Source organism: Rhizobium sp. JAB6 (genome assembly GCF_003024605.1).
Lineage (GTDB): Bacteria > Pseudomonadota > Alphaproteobacteria > Rhizobiales > Rhizobiaceae > Rhizobium.
In genome coordinates this window covers 159680-185052 of record NZ_PYJQ01000001.1, presented here as the reverse complement: position 1 = coordinate 185052, position 25373 = coordinate 159680, and the positions used below count along the sequence as shown (strand labels likewise).

Sequence of the window (25373 nt, the reverse complement as noted above, 5' to 3'; positions counted from 1 at the left end):
GGGAGGAGATTCGGAGTTTTGCGCCGACAAGTCAAAAATCTGTCAGATTCGGGTTGATTGCCAGGAATTCATCGGTATATATCGCGGCCGTTCCGACGATTTGCTTCCTGACCGGGTGCGAACGCCAAAGGACAGGTGGCCGAGTGGTTTAAGGCGCACGCCTGGAACGCGTGTGTACGTGAAAGCGTACCGAGGGTTCGAATCCCTCCCTGTCCGCCATTTTAACACCGTTTGCTCTACGCCTCCAGACGATCCAGCAGTTCAGAGATTGCGCATTCATAATTCGCATGCTCCCGGTCCGTTGTTGCCGGTTGCGGGCCATCGCCATTTGCGTCCGTCGCCACGGCAAGGGCTGCACCGTGCGTATAATCGACAAGAATATGCGTCCACAGCAGAGTTCGCGACGGCGAAAGGCCGAGTTCTTTCAGCAGATCCGTCAGATTGTCGGTGATCCGCCTGGCATGGTCGGGGAACACGGCTGGCCGGTTGAAGATGGCAAGGGTCAGACCTGGATAGCGCACCACCTTTACCCGATACGCCTTCAGCAAGCCCTCTATCCGAGAGCGAACCGTTCCCTCAGGAGGCGCGGCAACATCGGCATAGACGCTTTCTGCCAGTGCTTTGATCAATCCATCCCGATCGTGGAAGTGGTGATAGATCGTCATCGGGTTGACGTTCGCACGCGTGGCGACCGCACGCATCGTCAGATTTTCAAAACCCTCGCTGCCGAGGAGAGCCAAAGCCTCCGAAAGAATTTTTGCCGGCGACACGCGGTTCTCATCGGCGCGTGGCCTGCCTCGGCTTCGCTTGGTCATTTCGCAACCGTGTAGGCCGATTGCACCAAACCGGAAGGAAACGGACGAGTACTCACATGCGTGAGATGAACGTCGCGCGCGAGCGGACCGAACAGGGGGCGGCCGCTGCCGAGCAGTATCGGAACGCGCGTGATCACCAGATCGCTGATCAAGCCTTCCCGAAGGAAGGACTGAATGATCCGTCCGCCGTCGACATAGACACGGCGGCACCCTTCCGCTTCGAGCATGGCCATGGCTTGCTGCGGCGGCTTTCCTGTGAAACGGACCTTGCCGGCAAGCTCGGACGGAACCGGCTGTTCCGCCAGGATGGCCGAAAGAACGAGCACTGGGCGGGTATAGAACCATGGCTTCATGTCGCGGACCGCATCGAAGGTGCCTCGGCCCATTATGATGGCGTCGATGTCTTCGATGAAATCATCGTAGCCATGGTCTTCGCCGGAAGCGTCATATCTGAGCAACCACTCTATATCGCCGTCATCGCGAGCGATGAACCCATCCAAGCTGGTTGCAATGAAAACATGGCCAGTGATCATCTCGATCTCCATAATTATACAATGTATAATTATAGATTGCTGGCGCTGTCAAGGATGGCTGATGAAAGGCGAGAGCCGCTAATCTCTATCGGTTCGCCGAACCATCGTGACGCCGCCTCGGCAGCCACTTCAATATCCGGTTCAGCTTCGCCGACCCAGGCGACGACGCCGTCGGGCCGCACAAGCAGAGCACTCAAGCCAAGCCTATCCTTGACGTCACTGGCGACATAGGTGATCCGGTCAGTCCGGCAATTGGCCAGCGCTTTAAGCGATGCGCTGACATCGAAATCCAGCAACAGGCCTTTGCCTGCTCTCAGAAGATCGCCAAGTCTCGTCCCATCGGCCAACTCGAACTCGGGAGCGTTGCGGCCGACGAGCGGATGGCTCCCGCCAAGATCATAGCGAATGGAAACACCCCAGACGCGCTCGGCGAAATAGGTGGCGCCGCGCGTGTCGATCAAATCGCGGAGGATCGCCTCGAGCGCGCGTGAGCTCCGGCTCGGCCGCATGAGCGCGACCTGCGCGCGTGACCAATCAAGCACCTGCGCCCCCACGGGATGTCGCTCGCTGGAATAGGTATCGAGCAGCCCGGACGGCGCATCGCCACGAATCGTGGCGGCAAGCTTCCATCCAAGGTTCATCGCGTCGCCCAGACCAAGATTGAGCCCCTGACCGCCCAAGGGGGAGTGGACATGCGCGGCATCGCCGGCAAGCAGTATGCGACCTCTGCGGTAAGTGGTTACTTGGTAGGCGCGATCCGTCCATGTGGCGGCAAGCTTGAGCGTCGTCACAGTGACATCGGTCCCGGAAATGCGACGCAACACCGCCTGCATATGCTCGAGCGTGATCGGCTGGGTCCGGTGGAAAGCGCCTCCATCGAAATCGGCCATCGCGATCGTCCCGGGCGGTGAAAAAGTGTACATGCCTGTCGGGGTGTAATGGCGGTCGGGACGAAGCTTGTCCGGGTCGGCCATCTCGATTTCGGCAGAATAGCCGGTGAATTCGGGATCGGTGCCGATGAACCCGAAGCCGCCGGCCTTGCGGACGGCGCTGCGGCCGCCATCGCAGCCGACGAGCCAGGATGCGCGAAAAGTCTCGCCACCAGCGCGGACAATGACCTCCTCCTCCGACTGATCGAAGTCCTCGACGCCGAGGCCGCGCCTGATCTCGATGCCCATGGCCTCCGCACGCGCCGCAAGGACAGCTTCGAGGCTTTCCATTTCGACCATCATGCCGGTGCCGACCGGGCTGGGCAGGCGATAGGGCCATTTCGAAGCGTCGATCCTATCGTGAAAGAACTGGATGCCCGCGAAATGGCCGCCAGGCCGGCGCGACTGATACATCCAATGTGCAGCATCCTTTGCAGGCTTCGGCGCGGCGATGTCCTCCAACAAGCCGCGGCGATAGAAGGCCTCGATGCTCGGCGCCGAGAGACCGCGCATGCCGAAGGGAAGGCGCTTCAAGGGCGAGCGCGGGTCATCCGCCTGCTCCAGAACCACTGTGGAAAGGCCCGCGAGACGCAGTTCACAGGCGAGAAACAGGCCGACGGGTCCGCCGCCGGCAATCAGCACATCATAGATCAAGAGAGAATTCCTCAAGCGAGCGGCGCACCCAAAGGGCACTCTGGTTCCGGCCTTGATCACTCTCAGCCGGCGCGAATGGTTGCAAAATGCCCATCGCTATTCGGGCGGCGATGGTTCCGGTCACATGAACGGCCATAAAGCCTGTGCAGATTTCACCGGTTTCGCAATTGCAATACGATTTTTACACTCGGTATAAATTTACTTATGGTATAAATATCTCCATGTCAAACCCAATCAGACTCCGAGATCGAAAGAAGGAGATGACGCGTCAGGCGATCTCCGACGTCGCAACGCGCCTGTTCGTCGAACATGGCTTCGACAAGGTCTCCGTCACCGATATCGCCGAGGAGGCCGATGTCGCCAGGAAGACGGTGTTCAACTATTTCCGCCGCAAGGAGGATCTGGTCTTCGATCGTGAAGCCGAAATACGGACGCTGGTGCGGCAAGCGCTCGCCGATCGCGGCCAAGAGCCGCCAGTCCGCGCGTTCCAGGCGCTGATGCGCGACCTGGTGGAAACGCAGCACCCTCTCTTCAGGATCACGGAGCGACCCATCCAGTTCTGGCGCATGGTAGCCGAAAGCGCGACGCTGACGGCATATGCGCGCGGGCTGCAGGTGACGCTTGCCGATGATCTCTCGGCGATGCTGTCGGATGCGGCAGGGCGGCCGCGCTCCGATGCGGACGCGCATCTTGCGGGCGCAATGCTGATGTCGACGCTGGTGGTCGCCTATGCCAAGGCACTGCGCGTCTTTCGGGAGAAAGGACAGCCTCAAGCCGCGCTGCTTGATGTCATGGAGCGCGGCTTTGCCGGCGTCGACGCCGCTCTTGCCGGAACGGCGTACATCTGAATATCTGCTCAATAATACCTATGGATTGCCGCAGCATTGTTGGTCGACGGACAGGACTATTCTTGTTCATTATAAAAGCGAAACCGCTGGCATAAAGCCGTATACATCGACTACCAGGATACAACTAAAGCTCTAGGCAAATAATTTACTTCAGTCTCACGTCAAAACTGGCAGCCAAAATCGCTGAATGATTTATTAAGGTTGCATATTTTTTTAGGGGCAATTCATATTTCAGCTGTGGGAATATTGCGAATCAATCTGCGCTGAGAGGTAGAGAGGGTATTCGATGCATTTGAAAACGTTGCAAATAGAGAATTTTCGGGCAATCGAATCAATCGATGTCGAATTCACCGACCGTGTAAATGTTTTAGTCGGCCCAAATGCAATCGGAAAAACAACGATCTTAGAGGCAATTCGACTTCCGAAAGCGATTTTGGCTCCTCGCACACAGAACGAATCGGCTCAGGCGCTAATTTCGATGGGTGCAGCGTCACCACATAATCCCCAGCAGCTCATAGCTGAGGCCATAGCAAGAGATCCGCAAAAAGAAGTAAAAATCCAATGCGGTTATCAGCTAAATCCAATCGAAATTGCACACATAAAAACCGGGAAAGCTCAGCTCATAACACGGCTAGTTAGGTCCAGAATAAACGACAATTTATCTCCCGCAAATTTTGCGGCATATTTATCTTCTCCCGTGGGGCAAAAAGCAATCGACGATACTTCAAAGGAAATTGCTGAAGGCCTCGAACGAATAGATGCAATGCGTGGTGTCTGTCGCCTTGATCTCCATATAAATTTTGGATCTGGTCGTATCTCATCCCCAGATCCTACAGGAGCCGCTATCGTAGGCTTCATAGATGAAACACTTTCGCCTGAAACGACAAAATTTAGCTATTTCCCGGCAGATCGGGCTCTCCCTAGGGGAGAACAACCAATTCAATTAGGGATTCAGGATGCTTTACAGCAACTTGAATCGCATAACTCGCAGCCTCAAACGAAATACAATCGCCTTAAGAACACGATATTTTCCGCAATCGTCGGTTCAGAGGAAGGGCGAGATCACATACGGCAAAACTTTGAACGGATCTTTACGGGCCTTTTAAAAGGAAGAGAATTGGTTGGAGCTGGCGTAAATCAATACGGCCTGCTTACGATATTGGTGAAAGATCTAGAGTCCGGACGCGTATTTGACATTGACGCCATGAGCAGTGGCGAAAAGGGTTTGATTTTAACGTTCTTATTGATCGAGAGAACGTTGGCGGAAGGTGGTGTAGCCCTGCTTGACGAACCTGAGCTGCATCTGAATCCCGCTGTCTGCAAAGATCTGCTCTCGTTTATAGTGGATGCGTATGCGGTTCGAAAGAATCTTCAAATTATCCTTTGCTCGCATTCCCCTGAAATTCTTGCTGGCACTTTTGGCCGCGACGAATGTGCGCTCTTTCACCTAGTATCTGGCTCTTTACTGACACGAGTACGAAAAACTGATTCCGAAGCCGTAAGCGAAGCTCTAAGGCAACTGGGAACTTCTGAGAGCGAAGGACTTCTCTACAAGGCGACAATATTCGTGGAAGGAGAAGACGATGTCGAAATCCTCGAGCTCGGCTTTGGCTCAATTTTGCGCCAGCATAAATTGAAGGATCTCGGCGGCCGAACTGAGGTAGAAAGACAGATTCGCCAGCTTCAGGAAGCTGAAAGAACTGGAACTGCTCTCACGCCGCGATATTTCATTTTTGACAAGGATGAAGCTCCAACAGATTTAAGAAGCTCTCGAAATGTCAAGGTTTTACAGTGGGATCGACGCTGCTTAGAAAACTATCTAATCGACGTTGACGTCCTCACGAGCCTCCTAAAAGATTCTGATATCGTCAAAACCCCTATACCCAACGAAGGGGAGCTAAGCCGCCTGCTAAAGCAGCTAGCTTTAGGTCATTTGGACGATGCCGTGGCAAAGGAAGTTTATGAAGGCATGAATTACGAGAATCCGGGCAGACGTCCGAAAGAAACATCAGGTAAATCTTTTGATGAGACTTCCAATGTGCTGTTTTCGAGGCTGGAGCGAATTTCTAGGCAACTTTCCGGCCTTGATGAACAAAATTGGAAAAGTGAATTTGTTCGCAAGTGCCAAGCACGCAAGGCGGAATTACAACCACTCTGGGACGCTGAATGGAAAGAGAGGTGCGATGGAAAGCGTCTTTTCCGTGAACTTCAGCAGAACATCACTCTAAAAATACCGCTGCGATCATTTAAACGGCGGATTATGGAACGTATGCGAGGGGTTCCCACCACTGATAATTGGCGAGCTATTGAAGGTCTGCTGAAGCAACTAATTTCAAATTAGTTTTTTCAAGCACATTGCTCACTAGACGCGAGCAGCCAATGCGGCGAGGCATTCGAGCGGTCGTTAACCGACAAAACCCGGCCAAGAGACCAGCCGGGTTTTCGAACGTTTAGTCAGACCGCAAACCAGCCATGGGTCAGCTTACTGGCACTAGCATTACGCTGCGGCAACCCTGAGCTCGGCGAGATCTTCGAGCAGTGTCGGGCCCTTGGGTTCCCAGCCGAGCTTCTGACGCGTCTTGGCGCTCGAAGCCAGCATGTCGCGTGTGGCAAACATCGAGAGCCAGCCGAAATAGTCCTGGGCCTCTTCCTTACCGACGGATTTCACCGGCAAATTGAGACGGCGGCCGAGAACTTCGACAATATCGCGCATCGGCACACCTTCCTCGGCCACCGCATGATATTTCGCATTCGGCTCGGCGCGCTCGACAACGAGGCGATAGAGACGGGCAACATCGGAAAAATGCGCTGCCGGCCAGCGAACGCGACCATCTTCGATATAGGCGCAGACGCCCTTCTGCCTAAATATATCGATCAACGGCGTGATAAGACCCTGGCTGACCGGATCATGCACCTGAGGCAGCCGCACGACCGAGACATTGACACCGATCTCGCTTGCCAGGATTCCTGCCTCCTCGGAGGCTGCCCGCGGATGCACGTCGGAACCTGCAATCGGGTTATCCTCCCTGGCCGGCTCGCCGGGAATCGTGTTGGCGATCGGCGTACCGGATGTGATAACCAGCGGACGAGCCGAGCCGGCGAGCGCCGAAGCCAGCGTCGCGATAACGCGACGGTCATCCTCGCAATTCTGCACGAATCTCGAGAAGTCGTGGTTGAAGGCGAGATGGATAACGCCGTCCGATTGCGAGGCGCCGCTTTTCAAAATGTCTGCATCTTCGATAGTGCCGTGCAAAACCTGGGCTCCGGCGGCGGCAAGTGCGACCGCCTTCTCCTTCGAGCGGGAAAGGCCGAGCACCTGATGGCCGGCTCCAATCAGCTCCTTGACGACATGCGAGCCGATATTTCCGGTCGCTCCAGTAACGAATACGCGCATATGTACAGTCTCCTTATTTCGTCGGAGACAAATCTGGACCTATCGGTTATTCTGGTAAAGTAGTGAGTTTATCATAGTAAAGACATTAACAGGATGACCGACCTCATCGAAACGGAAAACCTGCTCGGGGCCTACCTCAGGGACCGCCGCGCGAAACTCGACCCATCCACCCTCGGCTTTGGTGGGGAACGGCGCCGAACGCCGGGGCTTCGGCGCGAAGAGGTGGCCCAGCGCGCCAATATCAGCCCGACCTGGTACACGTGGCTGGAACAGGGGCGCGGCGGGGCGCCCTCGGCCGACGTGCTCGACCGGATTGCCCGCGCGCTGATGCTGACCGACGTGGAGCGCGAGCATCTGTTCCTGCTCGGCCTCGGCCGGCCGCCGGAAGCCCGTTACCGCAAGAATGACGGCGTGACGCCGCGGCTGCAGCGCGTGCTCGATGCGCTGGAACCGAGCCCTGCCCTCATCCGAACCGCCACCTGGGATGTCATCGCATGGAACCGGGCGGCCCCCGTGATGCTGATCGATTACGGCTCGCTGCCGCCCAAGGAGCGCAATATCCTGCGCTACATCTTTCTCCATCCGCGGGCGCGCGCCATGCAATATGACTGGGAAAGCGTGGCGCGCTTTGCCTTGGGCGCATTCCGCGTCGACGCGGCCCGGGCAGGTGCTGCGGCGGAGATCGAACCTTTCGTCGAGGAATTGAGCCGGCTCAGTCCGGAATTCAGGGCCATGTGGCGCGACAATGACTTTCCCGGCGTCCATAGCGAGGCCGTCAAGCATATACGCCATCCGGTTCTCGGCCCGCTCGCATTTGAATATTCGGCCTTTTCGGTCGATGGCCGCACCGATCTCAGCATGGTTGTCTATAATCCGGTGACGCCTGACGATGCCGAGCGGATCAGATCGCTCCTGCCCCGGCCATAGGCAAGTACCGTGACGCGCGTGCCGGCGCCCATCTCTCCATTGACAGCATCCGCAAAGCCAATCTAGATATCGGCCGTCGAAAATGGCTGGCTTGGTCTCGGTAGGCCCAGGCCCTTCTTCCTTCCGTGGAGAAGCTCTGTTCCGCGCCTGCGCGGATACCCCGACAGTCCCTGCGCCTTGTGCGCGTTTCGGGTCTGCGCGGTGGTGGCCATTTGACGATGCTCCCTCGGCAGACCATGTTCGAAGGAGCCGTACCATGTCCACTATCGATCAATCCCAGCCCATCCTTATCTATCTCGCCGCCGGCGTCCAAGGCAGCGCAGTCGTACGCGCCGCACGTCGGCGCGGCTTCAAGGTGCGGGCGCTTGTGCGAGACCGAAGACGCGCCTCCGCTCTTTCGGCGCTCGGCGTCGAGCTTGTCGAGGGGGATATTCGCGATGCCGCCTCGCTTCGTGCCGCCAGCGTCGGCATTGTGCATGCCGTGCTGCAGATCCCGATCGGCGCACAGGAGGATATGCGAATCCAGGCCGACAATGCGATATCGGCTTCGCTCGCATCCGGCATGACATCCGTTGTCCTCAAGCTCGCGAGCGCCAGCCGCCCGGCGCCTTGTGCGGAACCGAGCTTCGTCGCCAACGCGATGGTCGAGGACGTCATCCGCGCTTCAAGCCTGCCCTTCGCCATCATCCGCCCTACAATGTATCTCGACAATCTCTTGAAGCCATCGGCGCGCAAGGACATAGTCGAGCATGGGATCTTTGCGCCACCGATTGCCGAATCCCAGCGGATCGCCTGGACCTCGGTCGACGATTGCGCCCGCGCTGCCGTCAGTCTTTTGGAACGCGGCATTACATCCGGCGACTATTGCATTGCCGGCCCGGAAAGCGTTGATGGAAACGAGCTTGTCACGCGGATCCGTGCGGGGCTTGGTCGCCGGATTGCCTATCGCCAGCAGCCGCTCGACGCGTTCGAACGAGATGTGGATGCCGCGATGGGTCCGGGAACAGGGCGCCGCGTCGCCTCGAAATTCCGCTTCTTCGCGTCGCATCCGGAAGAGGCGAATGAGATGCTGGCCGAGCCCTTCAAGCCGCGGGCCGGCCTCGAGGATTTCCAGCCTACGGGCATCGAAGAATGGGTTCGCCAGCATCGTGCACAGTTCTTCGATACGGACCAAGCGCCATCCGGCCGGGGCTGATCGGCGGGGTCCTTCAATCCTAATAGGCCGGGGCGCTCTCATTGTTGGAGGAGCAGCTGGGCACCGCCTCCCCACCGGAAAGCTAGCTATTTTTCCGACCGACGCTCTGCGTCGCAACCTCAGGCGTTGCGTGTAAGGTCAGCGCCCAGAAGAGCAGCGTCACAAGGCTTATGGCAGCACCGGAGATGCAGACGCCCGTCCAACCCGCATGGGCATAGATGATCGTCGATGTCGAGGAGCCGATGGCGCTGCCGATGGAGTAGAAGACCATATAGGCGGCGGTCAGCCTGTTCTGCGCGTCCGGTCGAACACGATAGATCAAGCCCTGGTTGGTGACGTGCGTCGCCTGCAGGCCAAAATCGATGATGAGGACGCCGAGGATCAGCCAGCAGATCGAGCGATCCAGCATCGAGATCGGCAGCCAGGCAAGGAGCATCAGCGCGAGTGCAATGCCCGTCGTGCGCTGACCATGGCCGCGATCGGCCCAGCGCCCTGCCCTGACGGCGCCGAGTGCGCCCGCCGCGCCGGCAAGGCCGAACAGGCCGACTTCGGTATGGGACAGCGAATAAGGAGGAGCGGTCAGCGGGAGCACCAAAGGGGCGAGCAGCATGGTGATATTGGCGAAGATCAGCATGGCGATCACGGCGCGGATGCGCAGGACCGGTTCTTCGATCAGCAGGGTGCCGAGCGAGCGGATGAGACCGAAATAGGAGAGTCCGCTCTTCGGCTTCTCCTGCCTCGGCAGCGCGCGCCAAAGGAGAAGCGTGATCACCAGCGTCAGCGCGGCCGAGACAATGTAGACAGCCCGCCAGCCGGAAAGATCGGTCAGCGTTCCCGCGACACTGCGCGCCAGCAAGATGCCGAGCACGATGCCGCTCGTGACCATGCCGACGATATGGCCGCGCTCGGCGGGATGCGCCAGGCTCGCCGCATAGGCGACCAGCGCCTGTGTCACGACGGCCAGAAAACCGACCGCGGCCATGGAGGCGAGCAGCATCATCGCACTGGCGGAAAAGCCCACGCAGAGAAGTGCCGCAACACTCAGCAGCGATTGCACGATGATGAGCTTGCGTCGGTCAACCAAATCGCCGAGCGGCACCAGCAGGATGAGACCAAGCCCGTAACCGAGCTGCGTCGCCCCGACAATGAGGCCTGCAATGGTGCGCGACAGCTTGAGATCGTCCGCCATCACATCGAGAAGCGGATGGGCAAAATAGGCATTGGCGACAGCAAGGCCGCTCGCGACGGCAAAGAGGAAAATCGGGGCGCGCGTAAGCGAGGAGTTGGCTTTTCCTGAGTGTCCGGCATGCTGAAGCGCACCTTCTCGCACGGAATCAAGGCGCGCGGCATCCTTCGCGCTACCGGCCGGCGGCGCGTCCTGATCGATCGTCATTGCAAAACTCCCGATTCTTCGGTTTAATAATGAAACCAACAATCGAGTAACATTATTGGTTTAATCATGCAACCATTTCTACTGACAAAAGACCGAAAAGGCTAAGGCGATGGTCGCCCGAAAAAGTCTGAAGGGCGATTACTGCCCGAGCGCGCGATCGCTCGACGTCATCGGCGACTGGTGGTCGCTCCTTATCGTACGCGACGCCTTCGACGGGCTGACGCGCTTCGGTGAATTTCAAAAGAGCCTCGGCATCGCCAAGAACATTTTGACCGAACGCCTGCGTACGCTCGTCGCAAGCGGCATTCTGGAGCTTGTGCCGACAAGCGAAGGCGGCTCGCGCATGGAATATCGGCTGACAGCGATGGGAAAAGATCTCTTTCCGGTCATGGTGGCGCTGCGCCAATTCGGCGAGCGCCATCTCTTTGCGCCGGCGGAAGAGCATTCGGTGCTGGTGGATCGCGCCACGGGTCAGCCGGTGCAGCTCGACATCCGGGCGCAGGACGGGCGTGCCGTCGGCCCGGACGAGACGGTTATCGTGAAGGTGCCGGAGGGGAATAGATAGGGACGCCGGTTTCGGAGGGCCGAGCCCTCCAAAACCAGCATTAAAACACCAGCGAGCGATGCAGCTGCGCACCCGCCCAAGCGCCGTCGCCGACGGCGAGCGACACTGAATGCGGGATACGGGCGGCATCACCACAGGCAAAGGCGCCCGGCACGGTGGTTTCCTTCATGGCGTCAGTCTGGATTTGGGTGCCGAACAGCGTTTCTTCGATTGCGCAGCCGAGCCGCTCGGCGATCGGGCTCGAGGGCGACACGCGCGTCGCGGTGAAGAGGCCGGCAAACGGCAGCAGGCGTCCATCGGCAAGCCGCACATCGGCCTTTCCTTCCAGCCTTGCTACCGGTGTTTCCTCGATCGTCACGCCGCGGGCAGCGAGATCGGCGCGCTCAGCCTCATCCGGAGCAAAGCTGCCGTTGAGGAAGAATGTCACATCTCCCCATTCCGGCAGCAATTGCGCCTGGTGGAGCGACATCGGGCCGGTGGCGATGCAACCGATGCGGCCCTGATCGAGTTCATAGCCATGGCAATAGGGGCAATGGAACACGTTCTTGCCCCAGCGTTCGCCAAGCCCCTCGATCTCGGGCAGGGAATCGGAGACGCCGGTTGCGAAGAGAAGGCGCCGGCTGTCATGGCGCACGCCGTCCGCCGTAGTGACGGCAAAGGCGTCCTTCTCGCCCTCGGCCTGTTCGGCCGTGCCTTCGATCCAGGTCAAGGTCGGATAGGTGGAGAGCTGCTCGCGCGCCTTGCGGGCGATCTCGCCGGGGTTGACGCCATCCTGGCCGAGAAAGCCATGAGATTCCTCGGTGAAACGATTGCGCCGCTTGCCGGCATCGATGACCAGCACCCTGCGGCGGGCACGCAGAAGCTGAAGGGCGGCCGCCATGCCGGCGTAGCTACCGCCAATGACGATGACGTCGTGGGTCATGACAGGGTCCTTTCCGGGCGCCAGTGCGCATGACGCCGCGCAAATTCGGCGGCGAGATCGGCAAGCGTGACATTTTCGAAGCGCCGGAGCAGCAAGGCCTCGGCCTCGGCAAAGGTATCATCAAGAACGGAATTGACCGATTGCTCGACGAGACATTCCGGCGTCTCGTTGCGATTGCCGATGGCGAAGACAGCGGGTTCGCCGAGCGCTTCGTGCAACTGCCGCAGCGTGACGGTCTTGAGATCGGCAGTGATCGTCCAGCCGCCGGTATGCCCCTTGGCGGAGTTGACGATGCCAACCTCGCGCAGCAATCCCATGGTGCGGCGCACGACGACCGGATTGGTGTGCATGCACTGCGCCAGGGTTTCGGAGGTCAGCGGTCCATCCTGCTCGGCCATATGGAGAAGAGCATGGAGAACGGAAGAAAGTCGGCTATCGCGTTTCATGTAACTTCAATTATTACGATTCGACGTGCCGTTCAAGAGGCCGCCGGATTCCGGGATGGCTGGATTTTTGGTTAAGATCTTTTTCTGAATTGAACCTCGTTCGCCGAGGCGCAGATCGTGATCTCGTCGCCCAGCGACCATTCGGCCGCTCTTGCCGCCATAGCGGCAGGCACGCCCTGCGAACCGGGCCCGGGGGGAACATCGTAGGTCGCGTGGGCATCGTGCGGCAGCAGCACACCATAGCCGCGCTCAAGAGCCGCCCGCGCCGTCGCGGCAACACACATTTCCGAAAGCACGCCGCAGATCACCAGATTTTTTACGCCGAAGGCCGTCAGAATGGTGTCAAGATCGGTGCCCTCGAAGCCGTCATCTTCCGTTTTCCTGATAACCACTTCGCCGGATAGAGGTGGAAAATGGAGTTTCCACCCCGGTCGAAGCGGCTCGTCCAGCGCACCCGCCGGACCATCGTTCTGCAGGAAAATCACCGGCGCCCATGCCGACCGGGCCTTGTCGAGCAGTACCTTCACCGCCGACCTCAACATCACATGGCCGGGAACTGCACTCGGTCCTTGTACGAAAGCATTCTGAATATCGACGACAAGCAGTGCATCGGCCAATGGATTGTTATCGGAAATCTCTCGCTGCTCTTCTTCCATCGATCGGTGACACCTCACTTTCGAAACAAACCCGGAAGTATATGGCTACCCACAAGGCAACCCGGCAATATGAGACCGCCTCAAAAAGCGGCTTTGACGACCATCTCGGCGCCAAGCACCAGAAGGCAGATCAGAAAGCAGCGGCGGAATGTGGCAGGGCCGACGCGATTGCGGATGATCTGGCCCGCCCACATGCCGGCAAGCGCCGGGACGATCGCCAGGGTAGAGAGCGCGAGATTGTCGATGCGGAATGCACCGTGCCAGGCGAGCGCGACGGCGAGAGCCCCTGTCGAGACCGTGAAGGAAAGGCCGAGCGCCTGAACCAGCTCCTCCTTCTCCAGCCACAGCGCCTGCAGATAGGGCACAGCCGGAACGACGAAGACGCCGGTTGCGCCGGTCAAAAGGCCGGTGATCAAACCGATGATCGGTGACAACAGCGGCTCCAGCCGTGGCGGCACGCGAAGCTGGCGGGCAAGGAGAGCATGGCCGGCATAGATAACAAGAGCTGCTCCCAGCGCCATTGTGGTCACGCGGGTATCGCCGGCGGCGAGAAGATATGAGCCGCCAAATGTTCCGGCGGTTATGGCGAGGGCCAAAAGGAAGAGGCGGCGGCCGAGCCTGGCGAAATTCGGACCTGCCAGAAGCTGCCAGACATTGGTGACGAAGGAGGGCACGATCAGCAAGCTAGCCGCCGTGAGCGGCGAGATCAGCACACCCAGGACGCCCATCGCCACGGTCGGCAGCCCCATGCCGGTGACGCCCTTGACCATGCCGGCCGCGAAGAAGGTCGCGAAGATCGCGACGACAAGCCATATCGAATGATCCATCATGCCCCATCCACTAGCAGGGACAAGGACCTGCACAATGCGGATGATGCGAAGAGAGCCTTCGGCTATTCCGAAGGCTAGAGATGCGGTAATCTGAACTCCATGCGCTTCGATCTGACCGACCTTCGCCTCTTCCTCGCCGTCGTCGATGCCGGCAGCATCACGCATGGAGCCGCAGATGTCGGGCTTTCGCTGCCGTCCGCCAGCGAGCGGCTGCGCGACATGGAGGCAAATGGCGGTGTGCGGCTTCTGGAACGCGGGCGGCGCGGCGTAAATCCGACGCCCGCCGGCGAAGCGCTGGCCCATCATGCACGGATGATCCAGCGGCAACTGACACAGATGCGCGGTGAGCTTGGCGAACATGCAAGCGGCCTGCGCGCGACCATCCGGCTTCTCGCCAACACCGCCGCGATCGCCGAATACCTGCCGCCGCGCCTTGCCGACTGGATGGCAAGACACCCTCGAACCGATATCGATGTCAGGGAGCGTCAGAGCATCGAGATCGCGCGTGCCGTTTCGGCCGGGCTGGCCGAGATCGGCATCCTTTCGGATGCAGTCGATACGTCGGGCTTGGTATTGCGACCCTTCGCGATCGACCGGTTGGTGGTGGTGATATCTAGCGATCATGCGCTTGCCGCGGCAAGGCAGATCGTTTTTGCGGAAATCCTGCACGAGCATTTCGTGGGGCTTGCAGGCGGAGCGCTGCAGGACCATATCGATGCGCAGGCCGCCCGGCTCGGCATCCGGCTGAAAATGCGTGTGCGCATGCGGACCTTCGAGAGCATCTGCGGGATGGCAGGCCAAGGCATTGGCCTCGGCATCGTGCCGGAAACGGCGGCACGTCGCTGCAGCCGATCCGCGAAAATTGCAACTCTTCGCCTCACCGACCAATGGGCCACGCGCCGGCTTTCGATCTGCGTCCGCTCTCTCGAAGAGCTGCCCTCGCCGGCTCGCGATCTTTTCGAGCATCTGGCAACGCCTTGATGTCTCCGCTGTTGGAAAACCGAGCCCGGATCGACTAATCTCGCCGCACGGCTGCCGGCAGGAGAGGGCGCAATGGGGGGTGGGTATGGAATTTCACGACGATGAGCTTCGCCGCTTCGAAGCCGAAGGAGCGGCACCCTTGCCGGATACCAAAGTGGGAGGCCATGTCGATCATGATGGCGCGCATATCTGGTATGCCTCCTATGGCAGCGGCACTCCGGTGATCCTCCTGCATGGCGGGCTCGGAAACAGCGGCAATTGGGGTTATCAGGTGCCGGCCCTGATCGATGCCGGCCATCGGGTTGTCGTCGTCGACAGCCGCGGCCATGGCCGCAGCACGCGCGACGAGAGGCCATACACCTACGAGCTCATGGCCTCCGACGTTCTCGCCGTCATGGACAGGCTGGAGATCGACAAGGCGGCGATCGCGGGATGGAGCGATGGCGCCTGTATCGGCATGGTGCTTGGAAAAATCCATCCGGAGCGCGTTTCCGGCGTCTTCTTCTTTGCCTGCAATATGGACCCGAGCGGCACGAAGGAATTCGTGGCGACACCTGTCATCGAACGCTGTTTCTTTCGCCATAAGAAGGATTACGCAGCTCTGTCAGCCACGCCAGAGGGGTTCGATGCTTTCGTCGAGGCCGTGGGTCTGATGCAGCGGACTGAGCCGAACTACACCATCGCCGACCTCGCGGAGATCAATGTGCCCGTCGCCATCGTGCACAGCGAGCACGATGAGTTCATCAAGCGTGAGCATTCCGATTATCTCGCGCGCCATATTTCCGGCGCGGAATTGATCCTCCTGCCGGGTGTCAGCCATTTCGCGCCGCTGCAGCGGCCGGGGCAGTTCAACGCCGCCCTACTCGCCTTTCTCGCCCGGATTTCGGCCTGAGATCAGATTCGGTTGCGCAAGTCCGATCGTTCGGATAAATGACGATCATCATCTTATTCCAACTCCCGAGACCGAATCGCCGCTGACAGGCCCTTCCGCCCCGGGGAGCAATTTGGCTCCAGGCAGGAGAATTTTATGACAGCCACTTTGTTTTCGCCTCTTTCCATTGGTCCTTATGAACTCGCGCATCGCATCGTCATGGCGCCTCTCACCCGCATGCGGGCGAGCCAGCCCGGCAATGTGCCCTCGGCCTTGAATGCGGAATATTATGCCCAGCGCGCCAGCGAGGGCGGGCTCATCATTTCCGAAGGTTCGCAAATTTCCCGCGCCGGACAGGGCATGCCGGCAACGCCGGGCATCCACACGGCCGAACAGATCGCCGGCTGGAAGGCGGTGACGGACGCGGTCCATTGCAAGGGCGGCAAGATCTTCCTGCAGCTCTGGCATGTCGGCCGCATCTCCCATTCCTCGCATCAGCCCGATGGTGCTCCACCGATTGCGCCTTCCGCCATTGCCGCCAAGGGCCAAGCCTTCACCGCCTCCTTCGAACGCGTGCCCTTCGAGACGCCGCAGGCAATCGATATCGACCTGATGCCGCTTTTGATCGACGTTTATGCGCAGGCCGCTGCCAATGCCAAGCAGGCCGGTTTCGACGGCGTCGAGATCCATGGCGCCAATGGCTATCTGATCGAGCAGTTCCTGCAGGCCCGCACCAACCAGCGAACCGACCAATATGGCGGCTCGATCGAGAACCGCACACGGCTGCTGCTCGAAGTAGTCGAGGCGGTTTCTGATGTCTGGGGGTCGGATCGCGTCGGCGTCCGCCTTTCGCCCTTCGGCATCGCCAATGACAGCAGCGAGGACGATCCCTTGCGTCTCTACGGCCATGTCATCCGCGAGCTGGACCGGCTGAACCTAGCCTATCTGCATCTGATCGAGCCGCGCGCCAGCGGTGCCGGCCAGGCCGAAGTCGACCACAAGAACGTGCCCTCGGCTGCGGAATTGTTCCGGCCGGCATGGTCGGGCACGCTGATCGCCGCGGGCAATTTCCGGCCGGATACGGCTGAAGCAGCACTTGTCGCCGGCCATGCCGATGCCATCGCCTTCGGCCGCCTGTTCATCGCCAATCCCGATCTGCCGGAGCGCATTCGTCTCGGTGCTCCCCTTAGTCCCTATCATCGCCCGTCCTTCTATGGCGGCGGCGCCGAGGGTTACACCGATTATCCGACGCTGAACGCCAGGGAGGCCGCCGAATGAGTACGCCAAGCGCCATTATTGTCGGCGTAGGTGCCGAGCAGGGTCTGGGTGCGGCACTCTGCCGGCTTCTTGCAGACAAGGGCTATCATGTTGTTATTGCCGGCCGGACGGCGGCAAAGATCGACCAGGTGGCAGCCACCATCAATGCGTCCGGCGGCAGCGCCGAAGCAATCGAAACGGACGCGACGGATGAAGCCGCGGTGATCCGGCTGTTCGACCACGCCTTCACTGCTCGCGATGACATCGCTCCACCCGATCTCGTCGTTTTCAACGCGGGCATCAACCGCCCGATCGGCTTTCGCGATCTGACGGCCGCCCAGTTCGAAGAATTCTGGCGCATCTGCTGCTTCGGCGGCTTTCTGGTCGGGCGCGAGGCTGCACGGCATCTGGCGCCGCTCGGCCGTGGCACGGTGATCTTCACCGGCGCTTCCGCGAGCCTGCGCGGCAAGGCGGGCTTTGCGCAATTCGCAGCCGCCAAGGCCGGTCTTCGAATGATCAGCCAGAGCATGGCACGTGAGTTCGGTCCTCTCGGCCTGCACGTCGCCCACACCATTATCGATGGCGGTATCGACGGCGAGCGGCTGCGCTCGCGCCGGCCGGATGTGGATGCCGATGGGCTGCTGAACATCGATGCCATTGCCGAGAGCTACTGGCATATCCACCGCCAGCATCCTTCGGCCTGGACGCAGGAGCTTGATCTGCGCCCCTACAAGGAAAACTTCTGAGGCCCGATATTTCGAGCGCTTCCTGTCGCAGCTCTAGCAATTCCGCGACAGGGCCTTGGCGATTGCGAGAAACTTCGGATCTTCAAGCCCGTTGCGCTGCCGGACCTCGGCTTTAACCTCGGCATCCGGCACTTCGCTCGGAATCGTGAAGGACCAAGCCGAAGGGTGTTTCCGGCGGCGGCGGAAAATCTTTGCCAGTAGACCCAGCAAGCCTTTCCGGCCAACTCCACCCTTGTCCTTCGGTAAGGATGGCTCGACCGCATCCGGATTGCGGGGATCGCCCCATCGATCATCGTAGAGATCCTTGAAGAGATAATTGGTGAGCATCGTTCTACTCCTCACTTTGAATCGATTCAAAATTTTTTCAAAGCATTCCTGTTGAATCGGTTCAATCGTACACTTAGAAAATCCTCTGTCAAGCGGAATTGAACCGATACAACTTCATTGCTAGTATCCTGCGGAAACCTAAGGAGGATTCGATTGGCCAAGGGCACCATCAAGCTCGCGGATGTCGCCAAGGCGGCAGGTGTATCGCAGGGGACCGCCTCCAATGTTTTCAACCGGCCCGAAGTAGTGCGCGAGGAGGTGCGTGAGCATGTGCTCGAGACGGCAAAGCGGCTCGGCTATGCGGGACCGAGCCTGACAGGCCGGCTGCTGCGGGCGGGAAAGGTCAATGCGATCGGCGTCGCCGCGGCCGAGCCGATTGCCTATTTCTTCAATGACCCCTGGGCCAGGGCGCTGCTGGCCGCCGTGTCTCAGGTCTGCGATGCCAGCGGCACCGGTTTGGCTTTGGTTTCGGCCAAGGACCGGCAGACGGTGGACTGGAACATCAAGAGCGCATTGGTGGACGGCTTCATCCTGCTCTGCGTGGAAGGCGGCGAGAAACTGGTGCAACTGACGCGCGAGCGGCAACTACCCTTCATCGCTCTCGCCTTGAATGACGAGGATCCGTCGATTCCCGCAATCAGCGTCGATAATGTCGGAGGCGCGGCTGTTGCAGCCCGGCATCTGGCGGAACTGGGCCACAGGCGTTTCGGCGTGCTTGCGACAGAGCTTTCGGATGACCATGTCGGGCCGGTCGGCATCGCCGAGATCGAACGCGGGATCTATTCCACCTCCCGCAATCGCGCGCTCGGTTACTGGCAGGCACTCGAAGCCTTCGGCATCCGGCGCGAGCACGTACCGATCTACGAGACCCTCAACGACAAGCCAAGCGTCGAAGCCGGAATGAGCTACCTTTTTTCCGCACCGGAACCGCCGACGGCGATTCTTGCCATGTCCGACAATATCGCGCTTCTGGCAATCAACTGGCTGCGCGCGCGCGGCCTTTCCGTCCCGCAGGACGTCTCCGTCATCGGCTTCGATGGCGTGCCGGAAGGCGGCATGGTGGAGCCGGGCCTGACGACGATGGCCCAGCCCTTTGCCGAGATCGCGCAACGCGCGGTTCAAGCCGTTCTCCACGATGCCGTGCCGGCCGAGCGCGAGATGATTGGCGTTAGCCTGATCGTGCGCGGCAGCACGGCGGCTCCGAAACCATGACCTGATTAGCTCGCCTGCTGTGCGCCATCCACGTTTGCCGCCCGCATCTCGATAAGCTGCCGGGCAGCGGCCGCCGCCGCGTCCTTGTCGCTTGCTACCTGCACTGTGGGGAAGGCGAACTGGATGCCGTTCTCGTTGAAGGACTGCTTGATCAAGGCCAGCGCACTGCGGCGGATGACGGAAAGCTCGTCTGGTTTGGCGGTGATTGCCAGTCTGATCTCGATCGCGAAATCGCCGAACTGCTCGACGCCCTTCATCTTCAGCGTCTGAATGATACTCGGCTTCAGCTCCTCATCTTCGAGCAGGCGCTGACCGATATCCTTGACGATGCGCTTCAGCTTCACGAGATCGGTATCGTAGGTGACCTTGACGATGATCTTGTCGATCGCCCAATCGCGGTTCATGTTGTTGACGGCACCGAGCGAGCCGAAGGGAATCGTCGCCAAGGGGCCGCGCTGATGGCGCAGCTTGACCGAGCGCAGGCTGAAGGATTCCACCACACCCTTATAATGGCCGCTTTCGATATATTCTCCGATGCGGAAGGCATCGTCCCAGAGATAGAAGATGCCGCTGATGACATCCTTGACGATCGTCTGCGCGCCGAAGCCGACGGCGACGCCGACAACGCCGGCACCGGCAATCAGCGGCCCGATCTGAACACCGAGACCCGACAGCACCATCATGACGGCAATGATGCCGATGACGACGGCAAGGATGTTGCGGAAGATCGGCAGCAGCGTCTGCAGCCGGGCGCGGCTCGCCCGTATCTCGTCGGATTCGCCGGCAGCAGGCAGGGATTGCATCACCTTGCCGTCGATGTAGGTTTTTGCCAGCTGCCAGACAAGATCAGCGACCAGAAGGATGACGATACCGCCGAGAATGCCGCGGGCAATACGGCCGACGGCCGATTCGCTGCCGCTCATCATTGCATGGGCCTCGACCCCAAGCATCCTGCCGAGCCACAAGGCCGCGAAAGTGATGATGAGCGCGCGCACGCCGCGGTCGAGCAATACGGCCGCGACCTTGCCGGCGCCGAAAATGCCATCGGCCGCATCGTGCAGAGCGTCAATTGCCTTTGTCGATACAGAGAGGACCCGCGGCAGCAATATCGCATAGATTCCAATCCACAAAAGGCCATCGAAACCGGCCACCCAGAGACACCAGAGAGCCACGAAGAAAATCGTTAACAGCCATGAAACCGTCTTCGCACCGCGCCTTTCGGGCGGGAGCGGCCTCGACCACACGGCAGCCGTGGCGATGAGAAACAGACCGATGCCGAGCGTGTAGCCGATGAGATCGCGCGCACCTGCAGAGAAGCCCAGCGACGTGGCGGCCTGTATGATCGCCCAGCCACAGGCAAAATAGATGGCAAACAGCATGCAGCGCCGATACCAATAGGAGGCCACCCGCCGCCGTTCGGCGATGCGGGCGACACCGCCGTCCTCATCCAGAACATCGTTGGCGCGACGCATCGCGATCAATTCCATGACAAGCTTGCCAATGGAGATCGCCAGCCTGATCGATACCATCGCGATAACGCAAGCGATGGCGAAGTTCTCGATGGCAGGCGGCCAATCGAAGGCAAGAAGCGGAACGAGCGTCACCAGACCATGAATGATAGCGGGCACGACGCCACCCAGAAACTGGAAGCGCGCTGCCTGCAGCTCGGTCTCGGTACCGGCAGCCCTCTCAGTACGCTGCATATGCCTGGTGTTGATAAAGCGGGCAACGGCGAATTCGGCCACCAACCCCAGGAAGAACAGGAGGACAATCTGGACGGTGATGCGCATAAGGCCGACCGACTCGCCCTCGCCCACCAGCTTTTCCGATGCGGTCATAACCTGGTAGGGCAGCGTCATTGCCGCGCCGGAGACCAGCTCGAGGTGATGCCGCGTGTGGCCGAGCATGCCCGATAGAACCGACATCTGATTGCCGTCGGCCGGAGCCGGCTCGCTGGCGGTTGCGGGCTTGTCGCCAGCGGGCGCAGGATTGCTGTCGAGCTGGGTGGTAAGCCATTGCCTGACATCGGGCTCGTTCAGCAGCTGGATCAGCTCGCGAACCTTATCGGGCGGCGGAGCTGCCGGCTGCGGTACGGCCGCATTCTGCGCGAAGACCGCCGCAGGCCCGGTCAATACGAAAAGACAAAAAAGCAGGCCACCGATCGCCCAACTGCCGCCCCCGACATTCTTCATTTGCGCTGCCCTTCCCGCCTTCGGACCATCCGGCCCGCTTCTGCAGACTATACGCGTTTTTGACACGGGCAAGCAGGCACTTGCCGCACCGATCCCCGCCCGTCGCCATTGCCCCCCAAGGGCAGCCGCGCTAGGTTCTGCTACAATACCGTCGGTACTCGGGGATGTGCGTGTTCAATTTCCTGAAATGGCTCTTCGGCAGAAGCAAGCGCGCAGAGATGCGTCCCAGCCAAGCCTTCCCCATGCAGGAGCCCGAGAGCACGGCCGCTACCAAAACCCTCGATCTCAACATTCCCGACGAAGCCTTGCAGGATGAAGCGATCTTTGCCGCCTATCTGCAGGAACGTCTGCCGTTTTTCGGCGATCTGATCCGCGTCGATTACGATCCTGCCGCCGGCAGCCTGACGCTGCACAGCCGCAACGGCGATACGATGACGAAATTCCTCAGCAATGCGCTGCTGGCGCTGCGCGAAAAACGCGGGCCTGCGCGCGCGCAGGCGCTCTTTCACTATCTCAACATGACGGAAGTCATGGTCGACAGCGGCGAGCTCGCCAAGGTGCTGCCGGTCCTGAAAGCGCGCGATTTCGTCGAGGTTGCGCGGCAGCAGATGATGCAGGCCGTCAAGGACGAGCCCAATCCGCCGCAATTCGTCTATCTCGACGAGGCCGAAAACCTGATCAAGCTCTTCGTCGTCAACGGCGAAACGACGGTCAACTACGTGATGGCCGGAGCACTCGACGACTGGGGCATCGATGTCCGGGAGCTTGCCGAGATGGCACAGGCCAACCTACAGAAGTTCCTTGCCAAGACCGGCGTCCAGGTCGCCAAACGCAGCCGGTTTCAATATGTCGAGGTGGACGGCCAGTTCGAGTCCAGCATCGCCTTCCTCCCGAATTTCTGGGCGCAGGTGCAGGAGCAATCCGGCGGTGCCGCGCCGATCGCTGCCTTCCTGTCGCGCGACAAGGTGTTCTTCACGCATGAGAACGACACCGAGGGCCTGCAGCTTCTGGAGCTGATCAGCGCCGATCTCAGCGACGTGCCCTATGTCATTTCGCCGGATCAATATCGCTGGGAAAATGGCCGCTGGACGCTATTTCGCCGGGTCGCCCGGATGGAAGCGGCGATCCGCCACTAGAGCCGTTTCGCTTTTCTTCGAATCGCGAAAAAGCTCTATCTCTTTGTTTTTATCCAATTACGGATGGAAGGCGGTTGCGCTTCCGCAAGATAGTCCTAAACCAATACGGCCTGATCGACGCGATCCTCCGCGCCGAAGAACTTGAGGTAGCGCTCGACTTCCGCAGGTTCCCCCGTCGCCTTCTGGGGATTGTCCGAGAGCTTCACGGCCGGCCGGCCGTTTGCCTCGATGACCTTGCAGACGATGGATATGGGATTGAGACCCTTGAGCTCGGTCGGCGCGCAGCCGGCGAAATCATTGGTGAGATTGGTGCCCCAGCCGAAGCTCATGCGCACACGGCCGTCGAAATGCTTGTAGGTATCGATGATGGCATCGACATCGAGCCCGTCGGAGAAGATCAGCAGCTTCTGGCGTGGATCGCGGCCCATCTTCTTCCACCAGTCGATGATCTTCTCGCCGCCTTCAATGGGCGGGGCGCTGTCGGGGCGGAAGCCGGTCCAGTCGGCCACCCATTCCGGCGCGTTGCGCAGGAAGGAAGCCGTGCCGAAGGCATCGGGCAGCACCACGAGCAGGTTGCCGCCATAGAGGCGGTTCCAGTCGCGCAGCACCTTGTAGGGCGCCTTACCGAGTTCTTCATCGTTTTTCGCAAGCGCTGCGGCGACCATCGGCAGCTCATGGGCATTGGTGCCGACCGCTTCGAGATCGGAATCCATGGCGAGCAGCACGTTGCTCGTGCCGGTGAAGGCGTGGGGCACGCCTTCCTTCAGCGCTTCGACGCACCAACGCTGCCAGAGAAAGCTGTGGCGCCGGCGGGTGCCGAAATCCGAAATGCGCAAGTCCGGCAGCTCGCGAAGCCGCTCCACCTTTTCCCACATCTTGGCCTTGGCGCGGGCATAGAGCACATCGAGCGTGAAGGGACCGAGCGCCTTCAGCGCCGCGCGCGAGCGAAGCTCGTTGATGATGGCGAGCGCGGGGATTTCCCACATCGTCGTTTCCTTCCACGAGCCGTGGAAGTCGAGAATATATTGGCCGTCGCGCTTCGAGAGTTCGTATTCCGGCAGCTGGAAATTCGACAGCCAGGCGAGGAATTCCGGCTCGAATATCTGGGCGCGTCCATAGAAAGTGTTACCCGCGAGCCAGATCACCTCCTTCTTGGAGAGGCGGAGCGTGCGGGCGTGATCGAGCTGCTCGCGCAGTTCCTTTTCGTCGATCACCTCGGCAAGGCGAACGCTTTTGGTGCGGTTGATGAGCGAGAAAGTGGCGTCGACATCTGGATAGAGCTTCCAGATCATCTGCAGCATCAGAAGCTTGTAGAAATCCGTATCGATCAGGCTGCGGATGATCGGATCGAGCTTCCAGGTATGGTTATAGACGCGGGTGGCGATATCCGTCTTGGTCATGTCGTTCCTGCCCCGTCTCCTGTCATGCTCGCCGCCGGCTTTCGTACCGAGATGCGGTTGTAGCGCCTTGTTATCAAAAAATGTTGAGCGAAAGTCCAGTCGCTGAAAGAAAATTGATACCAGGGCCAATGGGTAGCATTTGCGACGGCCCCCGACCACCGTCACCCGAAGATCGACTTAGTAACCCCGGCTCCGATCTACCAGATGCTGCAGCGGCTCACCGCGTTCGAAGCGAGCGATCTGCTCCTCGACATGGCGCATCAGTGCCTTTTCCTCCGATACAGCGGAATCATGCGGCGTGATGATGACATTTTCCAGGTCCCAGAGCGGATCGTCCGCAGCCAGAGGCTCGACGGCGAAGACATCGAGGGAGGCGCCGCCGAGAATGCCGTTGCGAACTGCCGAAGCAATATCGGCCGCGACCTGGCTCTTGCCGCGGCCGGCATTGATGAAGACCGGCTTGCCCAAAGCACCATTGCGATGCAGCTTGGAAAAGAGGGAGGCGTTGTAAATTCCGGCCGTCTCCGGCGTCAGCGGAAGCAGGCCGACGAGGATGTCCGTGCGCCCTAGGAACGCATCGAGCCCACCGGCATCAAAGGTTTCCATGCTATCGATCTCTTTCTTGCTGCGAGACCAGCCAATGACGTTGAAGCCCATGACCTTCAATTTCGCGGCGGCATCGCAGCCGAGAACACCGAGACCCATGACGCCGACGGTGACGTCAGCGGCTTCCGGACCATGCTGCGGCGCCCATATGTGCTGGCGCTGATTCCTAAAATGCCCCTGCGCATCGCGCAGATGCATCAGGCATTGCATCACGACCCATTCGCTCATGCGTACAGTCAGGCTGCGATCGACGAAGCGGACCATCGGAATGTCGGGAAGGCCGGCAATCGACATCATCGAATCGACGCCGGCGCCGCCCGAGAAGATCACCTTTAGATTGGGCGCACGCTCGAAAAGATCGGCGTCCGGCTTCCATAGAAGCGCGTAGTCGACATGGGTGAGATCCGCACCCTTACTGGCAGGATCGGCCAGATTGATGCTGCCGCGATCGGCAAAGGCCGTTTCGAGCGCCTTGGCAACGGATGCGGAATCGAATTTGAGATCGACGAGAACGGGGCTCTTGGCCGGCATGGCGGTG

At 59.9% G+C, this 25373-nt stretch carries 24 protein-coding genes and 1 tRNA gene; 12 read left to right on the top strand and 13 right to left on the bottom strand.

Translation table 11 applies throughout. The features are described from left to right. The first annotated feature begins 129 nt into the window (after nt 1-129). A tRNA-Ser gene (locus C7U61_RS00915) sits at nt 130-219 on the top strand. A 17-nt stretch (nt 220-236) separates the two neighbouring features. Here C7U61_RS00915 and C7U61_RS00910 read toward each other — a convergent pair. Genes C7U61_RS00910 through C7U61_RS00900 form a run of 3 tightly spaced genes read right to left on the bottom strand, consistent with a single transcriptional unit; the run spans nt 237 to nt 2946 of the window. Beyond that, nucleotides 237-770, bottom strand: coding sequence for a TetR/AcrR family transcriptional regulator (locus C7U61_RS00910; protein WP_245410716.1), 534 nt, complete (start codon nt 768-770; stop codon nt 237-239). A gap of 41 nt (nt 771-811) precedes the next feature. After that, nucleotides 812-1348, bottom strand: a complete 537-nt coding sequence (locus C7U61_RS00905) for a dihydrofolate reductase family protein (RefSeq protein ID WP_106996275.1) — start codon at nt 1346-1348, stop codon at nt 812-814. Between the two features lie 29 nt (nt 1349-1377). Further along, entirely contained in the window at nt 1378-2946 is a 1569-nt protein-coding gene (locus C7U61_RS00900; protein ID WP_106996274.1) for an FAD-dependent monooxygenase, read from the bottom strand. A gap of 245 nt (nt 2947-3191) precedes the next feature. Between C7U61_RS00900 and C7U61_RS00895 the strand changes: the two genes are divergently transcribed. Both C7U61_RS00895 and C7U61_RS00890 read left to right on the top strand, forming a co-directional pair. Then, a complete protein-coding gene (locus tag C7U61_RS00895; RefSeq protein WP_210202916.1) occupies nt 3192-3779 on the top strand; it encodes a TetR/AcrR family transcriptional regulator in 588 nt (195 codons plus the stop codon). A gap of 286 nt (nt 3780-4065) precedes the next feature. Beyond that, nucleotides 4066-6120, top strand: a complete 2055-nt coding sequence (locus C7U61_RS00890; protein ID WP_106996272.1) for an AAA family ATPase — start codon at nt 4066-4068, stop codon at nt 6118-6120. Between the two features lie 156 nt (nt 6121-6276). On the opposite strand, the gene C7U61_RS00885 is transcribed toward C7U61_RS00890, so the two are convergent. Next, a complete protein-coding gene (locus tag C7U61_RS00885) occupies nt 6277-7173 on the bottom strand; it encodes an SDR family oxidoreductase (protein WP_106996271.1) in 897 nt (298 codons plus the stop codon). A 93-nt stretch (nt 7174-7266) separates the two neighbouring features. Between C7U61_RS00885 and C7U61_RS00880 the strand changes: the two genes are divergently transcribed. After that, nucleotides 7267-8100 (top strand): helix-turn-helix transcriptional regulator, encoded by an 834-nt coding sequence (locus tag C7U61_RS00880; RefSeq protein ID WP_106996270.1) that lies wholly within the window; start codon nt 7267-7269, stop codon nt 8098-8100. Between the two features lie 256 nt (nt 8101-8356). Then, nucleotides 8357-9295, top strand: a complete 939-nt coding sequence (locus C7U61_RS00875; RefSeq protein WP_181315761.1) for an NmrA family NAD(P)-binding protein — start codon at nt 8357-8359, stop codon at nt 9293-9295. 82 nt (nt 9296-9377) lie between these two features. On the opposite strand, the gene C7U61_RS00870 is transcribed toward C7U61_RS00875, so the two are convergent. After that, the gene (locus tag C7U61_RS00870) at nt 9378-10688 is read right to left on the bottom strand and encodes an MFS transporter (RefSeq protein WP_106996269.1); all 1311 of its coding nucleotides are present in this window, start codon (nt 10686-10688) and stop codon (nt 9378-9380) included. A 109-nt stretch (nt 10689-10797) separates the two neighbouring features. Here C7U61_RS00870 and C7U61_RS00865 point away from each other — a divergent pair, with 109 nt between their 5' ends. Then, nucleotides 10798-11253, top strand: a complete 456-nt coding sequence (locus C7U61_RS00865; RefSeq protein ID WP_106996268.1) for a helix-turn-helix domain-containing protein — start codon at nt 10798-10800, stop codon at nt 11251-11253. A gap of 40 nt (nt 11254-11293) precedes the next feature. On the opposite strand, the gene C7U61_RS00860 is transcribed toward C7U61_RS00865, so the two are convergent. The 4 genes from C7U61_RS00860 to C7U61_RS00845 form a co-directional block, all read right to left on the bottom strand. Then, on the bottom strand, nt 11294-12175 hold the full coding sequence (locus tag C7U61_RS00860) for an NAD(P)/FAD-dependent oxidoreductase (protein WP_106996267.1): 882 nt from the start codon (nt 12173-12175) through the stop codon (nt 11294-11296). Next, nucleotides 12172-12621 carry an Rrf2 family transcriptional regulator gene (locus C7U61_RS00855; RefSeq protein ID WP_106996266.1) on the bottom strand — a complete coding sequence of 150 codons (450 nt, stop codon included), beginning with the start codon at nt 12619-12621 and terminating at the stop codon, nt 12172-12174. Before C7U61_RS00855 ends, C7U61_RS00860 begins: the two co-directional genes overlap by 4 nt. A 71-nt stretch (nt 12622-12692) precedes the next feature. Then, nucleotides 12693-13238 (bottom strand): isochorismatase family protein, encoded by a 546-nt coding sequence (locus C7U61_RS00850; RefSeq protein ID WP_245410715.1) that lies wholly within the window; start codon nt 13236-13238, stop codon nt 12693-12695. Nucleotides 13239-13357: 119 nt separating this feature from the next. Further along, nucleotides 13358-14107 (bottom strand): sulfite exporter TauE/SafE family protein, encoded by a 750-nt coding sequence (locus C7U61_RS00845; RefSeq protein ID WP_106996264.1) that lies wholly within the window; start codon nt 14105-14107, stop codon nt 13358-13360. Between the two features lie 99 nt (nt 14108-14206). Between C7U61_RS00845 and C7U61_RS00840 the strand changes: the two genes are divergently transcribed. From C7U61_RS00840 to C7U61_RS00825, 4 genes are all read left to right on the top strand, one after another. Beyond that, the gene (locus C7U61_RS00840; protein ID WP_106996263.1) at nt 14207-15088 is read left to right on the top strand and encodes a LysR family transcriptional regulator; all 882 of its coding nucleotides are present in this window, start codon (nt 14207-14209) and stop codon (nt 15086-15088) included. Between the two features lie 85 nt (nt 15089-15173). Further along, nucleotides 15174-15980 (top strand): alpha/beta hydrolase, encoded by an 807-nt coding sequence (locus C7U61_RS00835; protein ID WP_106996262.1) that lies wholly within the window; start codon nt 15174-15176, stop codon nt 15978-15980. Nucleotides 15981-16115: 135 nt separating this feature from the next. After that, nucleotides 16116-17237 carry an alkene reductase gene (locus tag C7U61_RS00830; RefSeq protein WP_106996261.1) on the top strand — a complete coding sequence of 374 codons (1122 nt, stop codon included), beginning with the start codon at nt 16116-16118 and terminating at the stop codon, nt 17235-17237. Then, nucleotides 17234-17962 (top strand): SDR family NAD(P)-dependent oxidoreductase, encoded by a 729-nt coding sequence (locus C7U61_RS00825; RefSeq protein WP_106996260.1) that lies wholly within the window; start codon nt 17234-17236, stop codon nt 17960-17962. Before C7U61_RS00830 ends, C7U61_RS00825 begins: the two co-directional genes overlap by 4 nt. A 33-nt stretch (nt 17963-17995) precedes the next feature. On the opposite strand, the gene C7U61_RS00820 is transcribed toward C7U61_RS00825, so the two are convergent. Then, nucleotides 17996-18289 (bottom strand): hypothetical protein, encoded by a 294-nt coding sequence (locus C7U61_RS00820; protein ID WP_106996259.1) that lies wholly within the window; start codon nt 18287-18289, stop codon nt 17996-17998. 153 nt (nt 18290-18442) lie between these two features. Between C7U61_RS00820 and C7U61_RS00815 the strand changes: the two genes are divergently transcribed. Then, nucleotides 18443-19501 (top strand): LacI family DNA-binding transcriptional regulator, encoded by a 1059-nt coding sequence (locus tag C7U61_RS00815; RefSeq protein ID WP_106996258.1) that lies wholly within the window; start codon nt 18443-18445, stop codon nt 19499-19501. Between the two features lie 5 nt (nt 19502-19506). Here C7U61_RS00815 and C7U61_RS00810 read toward each other — a convergent pair whose 3' ends face one another. After that, nucleotides 19507-21693, bottom strand: a complete 2187-nt coding sequence (locus tag C7U61_RS00810; RefSeq protein ID WP_106996257.1) for a mechanosensitive ion channel family protein — start codon at nt 21691-21693, stop codon at nt 19507-19509. 218 nt (nt 21694-21911) lie between these two features. Between C7U61_RS00810 and C7U61_RS00805 the strand changes: the two genes are divergently transcribed. Next, the gene (locus tag C7U61_RS00805) at nt 21912-22829 is read left to right on the top strand and encodes a hypothetical protein (RefSeq protein ID WP_245410714.1); all 918 of its coding nucleotides are present in this window, start codon (nt 21912-21914) and stop codon (nt 22827-22829) included. A 95-nt stretch (nt 22830-22924) separates the two neighbouring features. Here the strand turns inward: C7U61_RS00805 and pncB are convergent, their stop codons facing one another. After that, on the bottom strand, nt 22925-24229 hold the full coding sequence (gene pncB, locus C7U61_RS00800; protein ID WP_106996255.1) for a nicotinate phosphoribosyltransferase: 1305 nt from the start codon (nt 24227-24229) through the stop codon (nt 22925-22927). Nucleotides 24230-24406: 177 nt separating this feature from the next. Continuing rightward, entirely contained in the window at nt 24407-25366 is a 960-nt protein-coding gene (locus C7U61_RS00795) for a glyoxylate/hydroxypyruvate reductase A (protein ID WP_106996254.1), read from the bottom strand. Between the last annotated feature and the right edge of the window lie 7 nt (nt 25367-25373).